The following is a 13,626-nucleotide window of genomic DNA, read 5'->3' on the forward strand; positions in this document are numbered from 1 at the left end:
CTTTTTTTCATAGGGCTTATGGCCTTAACAGAGTGTTTTTGAGCACCAGAGCTTCTGGAGAGAATCATGCTGAACGATGATCTTAAAGGCCAGCTGAGAGGGTACCTCCAGCATCTGCGCCATAATATTGTGCTTGTTGCCTCCCTCGATGAGGGCGACAAGTCCCGTGAGATGAAGGAGTTTCTGACAGAAATTTCCGAACTCTCTGATAAAGTTTCCTATCAAGATAATGGCACGGACTCTCGTCGTCCTTCCTTTGTGATTCGTGCTGCGGATTCTGATGTTCAGGTCTGTTTTGCCGGTATCCCAATGGGGCATGAGTTCACCTCTCTGGTACTGGCTCTGCTACAGGTGGGCGGTCATCCCCCAAAAGTTGAGGCTGAGCAGATTGCGCAGATTAAGGCTCTAAAGGGTGAGTTCCACTTCGAGACCTATTTCTCCCTTTCCTGCCATAACTGCCCAGATGTTGTGCAGGCTCTCAATACGCTGAGCGTGATTAACCCGAACATCCATCATACCGCTATTGATGGGGCGTTGTTCCAAGATGAGGTGAATGAGCGTGATGTACGCTCTGTGCCGCAAGTCTTCCTCAATGGGGAGCGTTTCTCCACCGGGCGGATGGAACTGCCGGAGATTCTGGCTAAGATTGATACAGAGGGTGCTGCAAAAGCCTCTGAGAAGCTGAATGATGAAGCCCCGTTTGATACGTTGGTGATTGGCTCCGGCCCGGCAGGCTGTGCTGCGGCGATTTATACCGCGCGTAAAGGTGTGCGGACCGGTATCCTGGCTGAACGCTTTGGTGGTCAGGTCATGGATACAGCCGGGATTGAGAACTTCATCTCTGTACCGGAGACGGAAGGCCCCGCTCTGGCGAAGAATCTGGAGCAGCATGTTCGTAGCTATGATGTCCGTGTCATTACGGCGCAGCGTGCAGCAAAGCTCATCCCTGCTGAGAAGGAAGGTGGGCTGCATGAGATCGTGCTGGAGAGCGGCGCGCATCTTAAGGCGCGTACCATCATTGTGGCAACGGGTGCTCGCTGGCGTCAGCTGAACGTACCGGGCGAGGAAGAATATCGTACACGCGGTGTGGCGTACTGCCCGCATTGTGATGGCCCATTCTTTAAGGGACGTCCGGTGGCTGTGGCTGGCGGTGGTAATAGCGGTGTGGAAGCGGCTATCGACCTCGCCGGTATCGTCTCCCGTGTGACGCTGCTCCAATATGACCCGGTCTTAACAGCCGATGAGGTGCTGCAAAATAAGCTCCGTAGCTTGCCGAATGTCGATATTGTGGTGAATGCACGCACAACCGAGATTCGCGGTGATGGCCGTAAGATGACGGGCCTAAGCTGGCAGGATGTGAAGGATAATAGCGAGCATAGCATCGATGTTGACGGCATCTTTGTGCAGATTGGCTTGTTGCCGAACACAGACTGGCTGAAAGGTGGCAGCATTGAGATGTCTCGCATCGGTGAGATTGGCATTGATGAACGCTGCCGTACCTCCATCCCCGGCGTGTTCGCCGCTGGTGATGCGACCACGGTGCCTTATAAGCAGATCATCATCGCTATGGGTGAAGGGGCAAAAGCCGCTCTCTCCGCCTTTGACCATTTGATCCGCGTCCCAGCAGCCTCCTAAAGCTTAGCGGCTCTGAAGGGAGAAAAGGCCGGTGTAAGAGCCGGCCTTTTCTATGTCTGGTATTAGGCTAAGGCGGGCTGGAGGTCCTCAAGACTCAGGGTTGTAAGCTGGCTGTGATGCAGTAAATGTACACCCGTTGCGTGGGCTAATTGCCGAGCGGAGCGTGTGTAACCGGCATTAGAGACCACAGCAGCATAATGAGCATGACGATGCTGGCGTGCTGTAAAAATCTCCTGCACGGCCTTATTGCCGACTGGTCGTGTATAAAGCTTGCATTGAACAACAAAATGAATACCCGCTTGCTCGGCAAGAATATCCACCCCTTGGTCACTCCCCGGTGGGGTTGCTACGGCTTTCCAGCCTGCTTTACAGAGCAACCCTGCACAAAAACGCTCATAATCTAGCGGGTCCATAGCAGTTGTGAATTGTTCTGGGGGAAGGTCTGACGCGCTATCTTGTAGTTGGGTAAGGGCGTTTTGTTGGCGTTTGAGGAGAGTTTTTGTAACCCGATGAATACGCCGCATGATAGGCTTTTGGAGGATAGGCCAAAATTGCCCGAGTGTCTGCTGGTTTAAAGCCGGACGTAAAATAGCGCGGCAAAAATAGTCCAGCTCCGTATTCCAACGTTTTTTATGGATGATGCCGTAATGATCCTTCGTCAAACATGTCTGGCGGCGTTGTGCGAGCGTATTTTGGTGTTGGACAATCAGGCGGCATAGTACAAGCCATGCTTTGCGCTTGCGTTTGACGTAACGGCGATATTGCAAAAAGAGGATAGCGAAGAAGCAGACTAGCCCAAAATCTGCTGGGAGGATGGCGATAGCGTGTCCGGGCAAAAATGACGGCACGGTCGCAATCATATAGCGCGTTGCTCCTATAAGGAACATGGTGCCGACACTCGGAATTGAACCGAGGACCTACTGATTACGAATCAGTTGCTCTACCCCTGAGCTATGTCGGCGTCCGGTCGAGCCTATACAAAAAATTACAAAGGGGGGCAATGGTATGGGTAAAATTATTTCTTGTTAAGAGGGCGAAGGAGGCTTGCAGAGAGGCGCGCAACAGAGCATGAGAAGATGATGCTTAGAAAAGACCATTTTCATAAGGGGTTGTGGATCCAAGGCGGGTCCTTGAGTTTCACACGGCAGGAGAGCGAGCAGCCACATCTTAAAATTGTGGAAGGCGTGCATGAATGTGCTGGCTGTGGCCTGTTTCAGCATTTCCCACCGTTAAAGCCCGGTCATGTGTTGACTTGTGCACGGTGTGGGGAGACAATGGCCCGCCGCCGTAAAACTGATGAGATTGGCGGGCCGTTAATTTTCTGCCTTGCCTCTTTGGCTCTGTACATTGTGTTATTGGTCAGCCCGCTTTTGACGATTAATGTCTATGGGCGGGAGAGCACGGTATCGCTTTATCGCGGCCCGATGGAGCTGGCCCGACAAGGCTTTGGTGGAATTAGTATTCTAGTATTGCTTGCAAGCGTGCTGATGCCTGGCATTGTTCTATGTCTTATGGCGGTGATTTTATACGGAGCGTCACGCCGTGAGATGCCCTTATGGGTGCGCCCGCTTATGGCATGGTATGAGCGGTTACGCCCATGGTCCATGATAGAGGTCTTCGTTATTGGGGTTTTGGTGGCTTATACCAAATTGGTGGACCTCGCTCTTGTTACACTCCAGCCGGGGGTGTTTTTGCTGGGCGGATTGATGCTGTTGATGGCGGCGATGGATTCTACATTCGATGTAGAGATGATCTGGCATCATCGCTCTGTCCAGCAGCGGCGTAAATTAGGTGTGTATCAGATAGAAAACCGCATCATCCCACCGGAGAAGCATATGCTCTCCTGCCATGCGTGCGGTATGAGCTTTGTAGCACGGCATGTTGTGGATGATGAGCGCGATATGGGAGATTGCCCTCGTTGTGGGCAGATATTACGGCGGCGGAAGCGCAACGGATTACGCGCTGCTTTGTCATTTTTATTGGCAGCGTTAATTTTTTACATTCCCGCTAATTTATTGCCTGTTATGGCCTTTATCAGGATGGGCCACGGCCATCCCAGCACAATTATCTCTGGCGTGATACAGCTTTGGCAATCCGACCTTTATTTTCTAGCCTTACTTGTCTTATTTGCGAGTATCACCGTGCCCGTTTTAAAGATTGTCCTGCTGGGCTTGATGATTATCTGCCAATATCGTGGGAAGGCGAGCCTTGCAGGGCTGAGGCGACTTACCCGGCTTTATAAACTCGTTGTTGTTATTGGCCGTTGGTCGATGATTGATGTGTTCATGATTTCCATTTTGGCGGCTGTTGTGCGCTTTGGCATTATGGCAAGTGTTGAGGCCGAGCCCGGTGTGGTCTTTTTTGCCATGGTGGTGGTATTAACTATTTTCGCAGCGGATTTGTATGACCCACGCTGCATGTGGGATGCCGCAGGGTATAATCAAGAATCGTTTGATCGCGCCTCGCAAAAAGGGGAAAGCGATAAACCGGCATTACAGGATATGGAGCCCGAAAAAGCGTGAGTGACGAGCAGCATAAGAAACATCCGGGCCATTGGCGTGATGTAGCCGGGGAGACCCGCCCAGCCCGCTTTTCCGTTCTTTGGATTATTCCTGTCATTGCGTTGGGCATATCAGGTTGGTTGGCATGGCAGCATTTTGCCACGATGGGCCCGCGTATTGTTATTTCCTTTGATGCCGCTGATGGCATTATCCCCGGCCAAACACAGGTGAAAAACAAGGCCGTCACCTTGGGTGTTGTGCAGTCTGTCACGCTAAGCCCAGACATGACCCATGCTGATGTTACCGTCCAAATGAGCGGTATCGATTCCCGCGCGTTAAATGAGCATACGCGCTTTTGGGTTGTAAGCCCGCGTATTAATGGGACGAGCATTACTGGGTTGGATACGCTCTTTTCCGGGGCTTATATTGCGATGGACCCCGGCGATCCAAAAGGGGGGCGGTATCAAAGCCATTTTCAGGGGTTGAAGAACCCTCCAGGTGTGCGGTCTGACCAGCCGGGGAGCATGTATTGGTTGGTCTCCTCCAAGCTGGACTCTCTTGGGCCGGGTGCGCCTATCTTCTACCGTGATCTGCAGGTAGGTGAGGTGCTGGGATATACTGTACCTCCCGGGGGTGAAGGTCCCTTGCTGTTGCGCGTGTTTGTTAAAGCCCCGTATGACCGTTATTTGCGGACCGATAGCCGTTTTTGGAATGTCTCTGGGATGCAGATTGGTTTTGGCCCCGGTGGGTTGAAGATTCGTTTGCAATCCATTCAAGCGTTGCTGTCTGGCGGTGTTGCCTTTGGGCGGCCTGATAAAGTGCAGGATGAGGATACACCTGTAGCGGCGTCTAATTCCGTGTTTCATCTTTATGAGACGCAGGATGACGCTGATAATGCCCGGTATCGGCACCGTGTACGGGTAGTTACTTATGTTGATGCAGCCGTTGGTGGGCTAACAGAAGGGAGCAAGGTCACCATGTTTGGCCTGCAAATTGGCCAAGTAACAGGTGTCCATCTGGAGCTGGGTAATAAATCCCATAATCCTCGCGTGCGTGTTGAGATGCAGTTAGAACCCGAACGTGTTGTTGGGGAAAGCGATGGCGACCCGAAGAATATGTCCCAATTATTGGGCGATTTTGTTGCAGAAGGGATGCGGGCTTCGGTCCAGAATGTCAGCTTCCTGACAGGGGAATCGATGATTGCCTTCACTTTTGTTCATGAGGCCGCCGGGAAGCCTGCCACTCTCTCTTTTGAAGGGGGAGTGGCTGTTATCCCCAGCGAACCGGGTGGTATGGATGGTATCCTTCAGTCTGTCTCCACGATTACGAATAAGATTTCTGCCATGCCGCTGACGCAAATAGGCGAGCATTTGAGCGACCTCTTAGCCCATAGTGATGAGCGAATCAGTAGCCCTGATACGGCGCGCTCTCTTACAGCTTTGCGGGCCTCTTTAGAGTCGTTGAATCATTTGCTGAGCCATGCAGACCAGAATCTCCCCGCGATTATGGAGAATCTCAATGGGGCTTTGGGCCAAGCAAAGACCCTGCTTGGGGCTTATGGAGGGGATACAGATGCCCGCCGAAATATTGAGGCCCTTATTGTACAACTGACGCGGATGTCCCATTCTTTCCAGATGCTAGCAGATTATCTGGACCGTCATCCTTCGTCCCTTATCGTTGGCCGGAAGCATTGATTTATGATGAAGTTTTCTCATATCCCCTCGCTCTTTTTGCGTAAGAAGGGGGGGCGTTTGGCCCTCCTCGGTGCGGTCTGCGTGGGAAGTGGTGTTATGCTTACCGCATGTAGTAGTGGGCCAACCGCCTATTATGTGCTGGCCCCTCAGGAGGGGGTGGTTGCACCCTCCCTTGTGGGGATGACAGTGCCGCAAGTGGTTGAGGTGCGGACGCCATCAGTAACGGCGCGGCTGGATAAAGATGGCATTGTGCAAGTAACACGCAACGCGCAGGACCACATCATCCCCGGTGCCGCATGGAGCGAGCCGCTTAATGAGATGATAGGCCATACGTTAGTTGCGAATCTGCGCCAACGCTTGCCGGGTCATATCGTGTTTTCACAAAATGAATCGGTAGCGGTAGGGCCAGGAGCCTTTGTGGAGTTAAGCCTCTCCCGGTTTGAGGAAGATGATGCAGACCATGCTATTATTAAAGGCGTGTTGTCAGCGCATCGCGTAGGGGCATCACCGGCAGAGGCGCGTGCGGTCCCAGTGCAATGGGTATCGTCTCAACCTGTAATGGGAGGGCAGGCTGCGTTGGTAGCTCGATTGGCAGAAGGGCTAGGGGCACTGTCAGACCAAACGATCCAGCTGTTATCTAGCTTGCCGCCTTCCACACGGTAAAAACTAACAGATCTAGCTTGGTATGTGATGAACCCTCTATGAATCATCTCGATTCGTAGAGGGTTTTAGGTAGATAGCTTAATAAAAAAGCCACCGCCCTTTAGGAGAAAGTGCAGGTGGCTTTTATAATGAGAAGAAAGACGGGTAAGCTTTCTTAGAGCTTCTCAACCTGATTATAATCAAGATCAACTGGGGTGGAGCGTCCAAAGATGGAGACGCTCACCTTCAAGCGTTGATTCTCTGTATCAATATCTTCAACACTGCCATTGAAGGAGGTGAAAGGCCCATCAGAGACGCGGACTTGTTCACCAATTTCAAAGCTGAGGCTGGAGCGTGGACGTTCCACACCTTCCTGTGCCTGCTGGAGGATGCGCTTAGCTTCTGCATTGCTAATCGGCGTTGGCTGATTATTACGCGTCCCCAAGAAGCCCGTTACTTTGGGCGTGTTCTTGACGAGATGCCACGCTTGGTCCGTCAGCTCCATTTTCACCAGCACATAGCCGGGGAAGAACTTCCGTTCAGCATTCACCTTGCGCCCACGGCGCACCTCCGTAACCTCCTCAGAAGGTACAAGAACCTCCTCAAACTGGTCACTCAAGCCCTTTTTATCGGCTTGCTCACGGATATGCTCGGCAATCTTTTTCTCGAAGCCTGAATAAACATGCACAACATACCAACGCTTTGCCATGATGTTTCTTTAGCCTCCGATACCCAAGATTTTACTGATTCCCAGACCAATCACTTGGTCCACGATAAAGAAGAAAATGCAGGTCGCAACGACCATTGCCAACACGGCACCCGTCGTCACAATAGTGTTGCGCCGTGTGGGCCATGTTACACGTTTGGCCTCGGCACGAACATCTGCAAAATATCTGCGAAGGCTGAATCCTTGGCCTTTCTGGGCCGGAGGCCTTTTCGGCGAAGTGCCTTTCGGCTTTGTGACCGACACCATTATCCTCAAATCGACTGCGGCCATCACAGCTTGCCTCATTGTAAGGCAAGCGGTTCAGGCAGGGTATGACGTGGCAGGGGTGGAGGGTCTCGAACCCGCAACCTCCGGTTTTGGAGACCGGCGCTCTAGCCAATTGAGCTACACCCCTTCAGGGTCGAATCGACCTTAACCATCCTTCCATGCGGTTGGATGATGGGCAGGAAAAGATAACGAGAACGCTATAAAGTCAAGAGCTATCTCCATGAAAATTAGCATGAAAATAGAAAAACTTTATTATTTCCTTCTTATGGGAGAATCTCTTGCATAGAAGAAGCGGGATGAGCTATAAGCCCCAGCGCATCGAGCGGGCGTAGCATAATGGCTAATGCAGTAGCCTTCCAAGCTTCTGATGAGGGTTCGATTCCCTTCGCCCGCTCCAGCATTTCCTCATAAACTATAAATTCAGTGCCGCTATGCTTCCTGTGCAAGGGCAGCTTTTGCAGCAAGATGATATGGCCTTCTCTCAGCAGGGTTTTGAGGGGGGCTGTTTTCCTATTTATCTACGCTTTTCCTTCTGCGTTGTACGCAGGTCTTATTGTTGCAATAACAGCTTTATTTCAGGGGGTTGTTAGGCCGTATTGCCTTTTTGCGTTCCCTTAAAAGGATAGATTTTTTCTCTCATAAGATGAGGCGATAAAGAGGGGGTAAATCGCTGTGTCCTAGAGGGTATCTTACCCCTTCATGAGGGGGCATAGCGGGGTAGGGCGCGTAGTTGCGTTGGCGGTAAAGGCCGTGTTAGTGGTTATGAACGAAACGCTGACCGGGTTCCGGTTCTAGGAGGGGTCATATCGTATGGCATCGTCTTGGGGCGTACCGGTCAGGGGGCTGGGAAACTGGCCAACAAGCAGAACCTCATGAAGACGGAATGAGCCCGTGACGGTTGCACAGGATAAGCAGGTCAGAACGCCCGGAGAAGTGGCGCAGCGTTATGCAAAGGCCTTTGAGGATTATCTCTCGGACAGCAGACAAGATACAGCGGATGTCCTGAAGCAGGTGGGCTTATTGCGTGATGCAATTGCTCAATGTGAGGATCTCCGTATCGCATTGGCTGACCCTCGGCTTGACCTTAGGCAGGCAGAAGGTGTGGTGAAGGCCCTTGTCTCAGCTTTAGGGTTGGGGGACGCAGTACGCCGCTTTGTCGGTTTTATCGCACGGCAACGCCGTCTTGCGGGCTTAGATGAGATTCTCTACGCCGTTCTTCTCTTAGACGCACAACAGCGCGGAGAAGTACCCGTAGAAGTAACGACAGCACAACCTCTGGATGATGGCCAACGCGAAGCTCTTCGCGCCGGTCTCCAGCAGGCTGGCTATAACAATGTCGCTATAACCGAGCGTGTCGATCAATCCCTTTTAGGGGGTATGACGGTGCGTGTTGGTTCTGTTCTTTTTGATACATCGATCGCCGGGCGTCTGGCCCGTCTGCAGAACGCCATGAAGGGAGCCGCGTGATGGATATCCGTCCCGCCGAGATTTCAGAAATCCTCAAGCAGCAAATCGCGTCTTTCGATCAGCCTGAAGCCGTGTCAGAGACGGGTACCGTTCTCTCCATTGGGGATGGTATTGCTCGTGTCTATGGTCTGACCAATGTGCAGGCCGGTGAGATGGTTGAGTTTGAGGGGAGTGGCGTGCGTGGCATGGCCCTCAACCTTGAGAATGATAGCGTGGGTGTCGTTGTTTTTGGTGATGGCGATGACATCAGCGAGGGTGATACCGTCCTGCGGACGGGTAAAGTGGTGGAGGTCCCCGTTGGTAAGGGGCTTCTAGGGCGCGTTGTGGATGCGTTGGGGAACCCAATTGATGGTCGTGGCCCCATTAAGGATGATATTGAATATCGCCGCGCTGATGTCCGCGCCCCAGGCATTATGCCTCGCCAGTCTGTTAGCGAGCCTATGCAGACAGGGATTAAAGCCATTGATGCGCTTGTGCCTATCGGGCGTGGCCAGCGTGAGCTTGTGATTGGTGACCGCCAGACAGGTAAAACCGCCATTCTGGTTGATACAATCATCGCTCAGAAAGCTGTAAACTCCGAGGGTGACCCTAAAAAGACGCTCTATTGTATTTATGTTGCTATCGGGCAGAAGCGTTCCACAGTGGCAAACCTCGTGCGTAAGCTGACAGAAGCCGGGGCGATGGAATACTCCATCGTTGTGGCCGCGACAGCCTCCGATGCCGCACCAATGCAGTATCTCGCCCCTTATTCTGCCTCGGCTATGGGTGAGTATTTCCGCGATAATGGCATGCACTCCCTGCTTTGCTATGATGACCTTTCCAAGCAGGCTGTTGCTTATCGTCAAATGTCCTTGCTTCTGCGCCGTCCGCCGGGGCGTGAGGCGTTCCCCGGGGATGTGTTCTATCTCCATTCCCGCCTTTTGGAGCGTTCCGCCAAGATGTCCGATAAATGCGGTGGCGGTTCCATGACAGGTCTGCCGGTGATTGAGACGCAAGCCGGTGATACATCCGCTTACATTCCTACCAATGTGATTTCCATCACCGATGGGCAGATCTTCTTGGAGACAGACCTGTTCTATAAAGGGATTCGTCCTGCTGTGAATGTTGGTGGGTCCGTGTCCCGTGTGGGATCGGCAGCGCAAATTAAGGCGATGAAGCAGGTTGCTGGGAGCATCAAGCTAGAGCTAGCTCAGTATCGTGAGATGGCCTCTTTTGCTCAGTTTGCTTCTGACCTCGACCCTGCTACGCGCCGTCAGCTAGACCGTGGTGCCCGATTGGTGGAGCTGCTCAAACAGCCAGAAACTGCGCCACTCTCCGCTGCTGAGCAAGTGGTGGTGTTGTACGCTGGTACGCATGGTTATTTGGACTCTGTTGCCGTGAACCAAGTGACCTCTTATGAGGCTTCCCTTCTGGAGGAAGTCCGCCGTAGCGGTAAGGACCTCTTGGAGAAGATTCATACAGAGAAGCAGCTCACACCGGAGAGCGAGGGCGCGTTGAAGTCCTTGCTAGACGCTTTCGGCAAACGGTTTACGGCCTGAGGATTTAGGTCATGGCTTCAATGAAGGAACTGCGCGGGAGGATTGCCGGGGTTAAATCAACCCGGAAGATTACCAGCGCAATGAAAATGGTCGCCGCCTCGAAATTGAGGCGCGTCCAAAATCAAACCGAAGCAGCCCGCCCTTATGCCGATACAATGCGGCGTATGATGGGTGAGTTAGCCGCGGCCTCTCAGGGGATGGACCCCTCTACTCTGCCTCCGCTACTAGCGGGGACAGGTAAGGATAATGTGCATCTCCTCGTGGTTGTGACGTCCGATCGTGGTTTGGCGGGTGGCTTTAATGCCAATATCATCCGTCTCGCCCGGCAGGAGATTGCAGCTTTGCAAGCTGAGGGGCGCACAGTGCGTTTGCTCACAGTCGGGCGTAAGGGGACGGATGTTTTTCAGCGTTACTACCCCGACCTCATTGTAGAGTCGCTTCATAACGATGCCAGCACTCAAAAAACGGCCTATGCCTTGGCTCAGAAATTGGCCAAAAAGGTTACGGAGATGGTCGAGGCTGGGGAGATTGACGCCTGCGCACTCATGCGGAATCGCTTTGTGAATGCGATGACACAAGATGCGGAGAAGCTTGGTCTCGTTCCGCTTCCCGTGGTGGAAAATGATGGTGCCGCCGCTAATAAGCGGGAGGATGGTGCCATTTATGAGTTTGAGCCTGATGGCCACGGGTTGCTTGCGCAGCTTCTACCGCGCAATCTGGAAGTACAGTTCTATTCTGGACTTTTAGAGAGTGCCGCTGGCGAGCAAGGGGCTCGTATGACGGCTATGGATAATGCTAGCCGTAATGCGAGCAAGGCTATCGAGCGTCTGTCACTTACATATAACCGTACGCGGCAGGCCAACATTACTAATGAGCTGATCGAAATTATTTCCGGCGCGGAAGCCGTCTGAGATCATGCAGGAGAGAAATCTGATGTCTGAGGGAATCAACCGCTCTGCTGACCATGCCGGCGTAGGTGTCGGACGGATCACCCAGATTCGTGGACCTGTGGTGGATGTTCAGTTTACGGACAAGCTACCCCATATTCTGAATGCACTTCATGTGAAGAATGGTGACCAAACCATTATTCTGGAAGTCGCGCAGGAAATTGGTGAGCATCAAGTTCGCTGTATCGCTATGGAGGGGACCGATGGTCTCACCCGCGGGGCAGAGGTAACCGATACAGGGGAGCAGATTACTGTTCCTGTTGGGCCAGCAACATTAGGCCGTATCCTGAACGTTGTTGGTGAGCCTGTCGATGAGCGCGGCCCGGTTAAGACGGACCAACGCTTTCCGATTCATCGCCCTGCCCCATCTTTTGAGGAGCAAGCCGCCAATACGGAGATTCTCGTAACGGGGATTAAAGTGATCGATCTTCTCTGCCCTTATCTGAAGGGTGGTAAGATTGGCCTTTTCGGTGGCGCTGGTGTTGGTAAGACCGTTATTATTCAGGAGCTTATCAATAACATTGCTAAGGCGCATGGTGGTGTGTCTGTGTTCGCCGGTGTGGGTGAGCGCACGCGTGAAGGGAACGACCTGTATTACGAGATGCAGGGTGCAGGCGTTATCAAGCTTGATAAAAATGGCGGTGATGGCGGCTCCAAAGTGGCCCTTGTCTATGGGCAGATGAATGAGCCACCCGGTGCCCGTGCGCGCGTTGCTTTGACGGGCCTTTCTGTCGCGGAATATTTCCGTGATGTGGAAGGGCAAGATGTTCTCTTCTTCGTGGATAATATCTTCCGTTTCACACAGGCCGGTTCTGAGGTGTCTGCTCTGTTAGGGCGTATTCCTTCCGCCGTGGGGTATCAGCCTACCTTGGCAACAGAGATGGGCGCATTGCAGGAGCGCATTACCTCTACAAAGAAGGGATCCATTACGTCCGTTCAGGCTGTGTACGTCCCTGCGGATGACTTGACTGACCCGGCTCCTGCCGCGACCTTCGCCCACTTGGATGCAACAACGGTGCTTAACCGTTCCATCGCTGAGATGGGGATTTATCCAGCTGTTGATCCTCTGGATTCCACCTCTCGCTCTTTGGATCCTAAGATTGTGGGGGAGGAGCATTACGAAGTCGCACGCGCTGTGCAAAGCACGCTTCAGAACTACAAAGAATTGCAGGATATTATTGCAATTTTGGGTATGGATGAGCTTTCTGAAGAAGATAAGCTTATCGTTGGTCGCGCACGGCGTATCCAGCGTTTCTTGTCTCAGCCTTTCCATGTTGCTGAGGTCTTTACGGGCTCTCCGGGGAAGCTGGTCGCTCTGGAAGATACAGTGCGGTCCTTTAAGGCTGTTGTGAATGGTGAGTGTGACGATTTGCCAGAAGGTGCCTTCTACATGGTTGGTTCCATCGAGGAAGCTAAGCTTAAAGCCGAGAAGATGAAGCAGGAGGGTTGATCCATGCCGCTTCGCACCGAGATTGTGAGTCCGGAGAAACGCTATACCGACCGTGAGGTCGATATGGTGGTTGTTCCGGGGACTGAGGGGGACATTGCGGCCATGCCAGGCCGCGCCCCATTGATGTTGCAGCTCCGTGGTGGGGTTGTCACCTTGTATCAGGATGGCAAGGTTCTGGAGCGTTGCTTCGTTGGGGGTGGTTTTGTCGATATGACAGCAGACCACTGCACGATTCTCGCCGATTCGGTGCGCGCTTTGGAGGACCTCTCCATTGATGATGCTCGTCAGACGCTTAATGAGCTAAAAAGCCAATGGACAAGCGTTGGGCCTGATGAAGTCGAGCTTCGCGAGAGCTTGAGTCGCCAGATTCAGATTGTCCGTGCTGAGATTGAAGTGGCTCAAAAAGTCCAACAACATGACCTCAAGGCTCTTTAAGCTTAGAGAGTGCGTGATTTAAGAGAATGCCGTCTCCTGTGAAGGAGGCGGCTTTTTTTATGTTCAGGCTCACAGGGATTTTGTTTTTAGGAATGGCATTGGGTGATTTGTGAGGGGGAGTGATCTTTTAATAATTGGCTGTTTTCTGCGTTTTTTGAAGGTTATGTGAAGAAACTTTGAGAAAGTTTAAGGAATCGGGTTGCGTGGGTTTTGTGGTGTGGGTATAAGGCGCTCTACCGGCGGCGCTGGGGCGGGAGTTCTGGGGTTGTTTGGGTGGTCATTGAGAATTGAATATTGGTTAATAAGTAGAGACTGGAAGGGAT

General features: G+C 52.5%; 12 protein-coding genes and 3 tRNA genes. 10 read left to right on the forward strand and 5 right to left on the reverse strand.

What is annotated here, in order from left to right:
* Nucleotides 1–66 precede the first annotated feature (66 nt).
* On the forward strand, nucleotides 67–1,635 hold the full coding sequence (gene ahpF, locus GM556_RS00235; protein ID WP_155573935.1) for an alkyl hydroperoxide reductase subunit F: 1,569 nt from the start codon (nucleotides 67–69) through the stop codon (nucleotides 1,633–1,635).
* 62 nt (nucleotides 1,636–1,697) lie between these two features.
* Here ahpF and GM556_RS00240 read toward each other — a convergent pair whose 3' ends face one another.
* The gene (locus GM556_RS00240; RefSeq protein ID WP_196424741.1) at nucleotides 1,698–2,495 is read right to left on the reverse strand and encodes a restriction endonuclease; all 798 of its coding nucleotides are present in this window, start codon (nucleotides 2,493–2,495) and stop codon (nucleotides 1,698–1,700) included.
* 26 nt (nucleotides 2,496–2,521) lie between these two features.
* A tRNA-Thr gene (locus GM556_RS00245) sits at nucleotides 2,522–2,596 on the reverse strand.
* A gap of 169 nt (nucleotides 2,597–2,765) precedes the next feature.
* Here GM556_RS00245 and GM556_RS00250 point away from each other — a divergent pair.
* The 3 genes from GM556_RS00250 to GM556_RS00260 are packed head-to-tail and all read left to right on the forward strand — an operon-like array spanning nucleotide 2,766 to nucleotide 6,493.
* The gene (locus tag GM556_RS00250; protein ID WP_230873214.1) at nucleotides 2,766–4,157 is read left to right on the forward strand and encodes a paraquat-inducible protein A; all 1,392 of its coding nucleotides are present in this window, start codon (nucleotides 2,766–2,768) and stop codon (nucleotides 4,155–4,157) included.
* Nucleotides 4,154–5,830, forward strand: a complete 1,677-nt coding sequence (locus tag GM556_RS00255; protein WP_370513554.1) for an intermembrane transport protein PqiB — start codon at nucleotides 4,154–4,156, stop codon at nucleotides 5,828–5,830. Before GM556_RS00250 ends, GM556_RS00255 begins: the two co-directional genes overlap by 4 nt.
* A gap of 3 nt (nucleotides 5,831–5,833) precedes the next feature.
* Nucleotides 5,834–6,493, forward strand: a complete 660-nt coding sequence (locus GM556_RS00260; RefSeq protein WP_155578919.1) for a membrane integrity-associated transporter subunit PqiC — start codon at nucleotides 5,834–5,836, stop codon at nucleotides 6,491–6,493.
* Nucleotides 6,494–6,647: 154 nt separating this feature from the next.
* Here the strand turns inward: GM556_RS00260 and nusG are convergent, their stop codons facing one another.
* From nusG to GM556_RS00275, 3 genes are all read right to left on the reverse strand, one after another.
* Nucleotides 6,648–7,181, reverse strand: coding sequence for a transcription termination/antitermination protein NusG (gene nusG / locus GM556_RS00265; protein WP_155573932.1), 534 nt, complete (start codon nucleotides 7,179–7,181; stop codon nucleotides 6,648–6,650).
* A 9-nt stretch (nucleotides 7,182–7,190) separates the two neighbouring features.
* On the reverse strand, nucleotides 7,191–7,469 hold the full coding sequence (gene secE, locus GM556_RS00270) for a preprotein translocase subunit SecE (protein WP_230873215.1): 279 nt from the start codon (nucleotides 7,467–7,469) through the stop codon (nucleotides 7,191–7,193).
* Between the two features lie 47 nt (nucleotides 7,470–7,516).
* Nucleotides 7,517–7,593: transfer RNA gene (locus GM556_RS00275), tRNA-Trp, on the reverse strand.
* 195 nt (nucleotides 7,594–7,788) lie between these two features.
* Between GM556_RS00275 and GM556_RS00280 the strand changes: the two genes are divergently transcribed.
* From GM556_RS00280 to atpC, 6 genes are all read left to right on the forward strand, one after another.
* Nucleotides 7,789–7,863 (forward strand) — tRNA-Gly (locus GM556_RS00280).
* A 494-nt stretch (nucleotides 7,864–8,357) separates the two neighbouring features.
* Nucleotides 8,358–8,933: an ATP synthase F1 subunit delta gene (gene atpH / locus GM556_RS00285; protein ID WP_266137929.1), complete on the forward strand. Its 576-nt coding sequence runs from the start codon at nucleotides 8,358–8,360 to the stop codon at nucleotides 8,931–8,933.
* A complete protein-coding gene (gene atpA / locus GM556_RS00290; RefSeq protein WP_155573931.1) occupies nucleotides 8,933–10,471 on the forward strand; it encodes a F0F1 ATP synthase subunit alpha in 1,539 nt (512 codons plus the stop codon). Before atpH ends, atpA begins: the two co-directional genes overlap by 1 nt.
* An 11-nt stretch (nucleotides 10,472–10,482) precedes the next feature.
* The gene (locus GM556_RS00295) at nucleotides 10,483–11,382 is read left to right on the forward strand and encodes a F0F1 ATP synthase subunit gamma (protein WP_155578920.1); all 900 of its coding nucleotides are present in this window, start codon (nucleotides 10,483–10,485) and stop codon (nucleotides 11,380–11,382) included.
* A gap of 22 nt (nucleotides 11,383–11,404) precedes the next feature.
* Nucleotides 11,405–12,868, forward strand: a complete 1,464-nt coding sequence (gene atpD / locus GM556_RS00300) for a F0F1 ATP synthase subunit beta (RefSeq protein ID WP_155573929.1) — start codon at nucleotides 11,405–11,407, stop codon at nucleotides 12,866–12,868.
* Nucleotides 12,869–12,871: 3 nt separating this feature from the next.
* Entirely contained in the window at nucleotides 12,872–13,303 is a 432-nt protein-coding gene (gene atpC / locus GM556_RS00305; protein WP_155578921.1) for an ATP synthase F1 subunit epsilon, read from the forward strand.
* Nucleotides 13,304–13,626 lie beyond the last annotated feature (323 nt).

It is taken from the genome of Bombella sp. ESL0378, assembly GCF_009725845.1.
Classification (GTDB): Bacteria; Pseudomonadota; Alphaproteobacteria; order Acetobacterales; family Acetobacteraceae; genus Bombella; species Bombella pollinis.

Excerpts from the sequence above, each read along its gene's own strand:
- ahpF (WP_155573935.1), top strand. The coding sequence starts at position 67 with ATGCTGAACGATGATCTTAAAGGCCAGCTGAGAGGGTACCTCCAGCAT.
- GM556_RS00240 (WP_196424741.1), bottom strand. The coding sequence starts at position 2,495 with ATGATTGCGACCGTGCCGTCATTTTTGCCCGGACACGCTATCGCCATC.
- GM556_RS00260 (WP_155578919.1), top strand. The coding sequence starts at position 5,834 with ATGATGAAGTTTTCTCATATCCCCTCGCTCTTTTTGCGTAAGAAGGGG.
- nusG (WP_155573932.1), bottom strand. The coding sequence starts at position 7,181 with ATGGCAAAGCGTTGGTATGTTGTGCATGTTTATTCAGGCTTCGAGAAA.
- secE (WP_230873215.1), bottom strand. The coding sequence starts at position 7,469 with ATGGCCGCAGTCGATTTGAGGATAATGGTGTCGGTCACAAAGCCGAAA.
- atpA (WP_155573931.1), top strand. The coding sequence starts at position 8,933 with ATGGATATCCGTCCCGCCGAGATTTCAGAAATCCTCAAGCAGCAAATC.
- GM556_RS00295 (WP_155578920.1), top strand. The coding sequence starts at position 10,483 with ATGGCTTCAATGAAGGAACTGCGCGGGAGGATTGCCGGGGTTAAATCA.
- atpD (WP_155573929.1), top strand. The coding sequence starts at position 11,405 with ATGTCTGAGGGAATCAACCGCTCTGCTGACCATGCCGGCGTAGGTGTC.
- atpC (WP_155578921.1), top strand. The coding sequence starts at position 12,872 with ATGCCGCTTCGCACCGAGATTGTGAGTCCGGAGAAACGCTATACCGAC.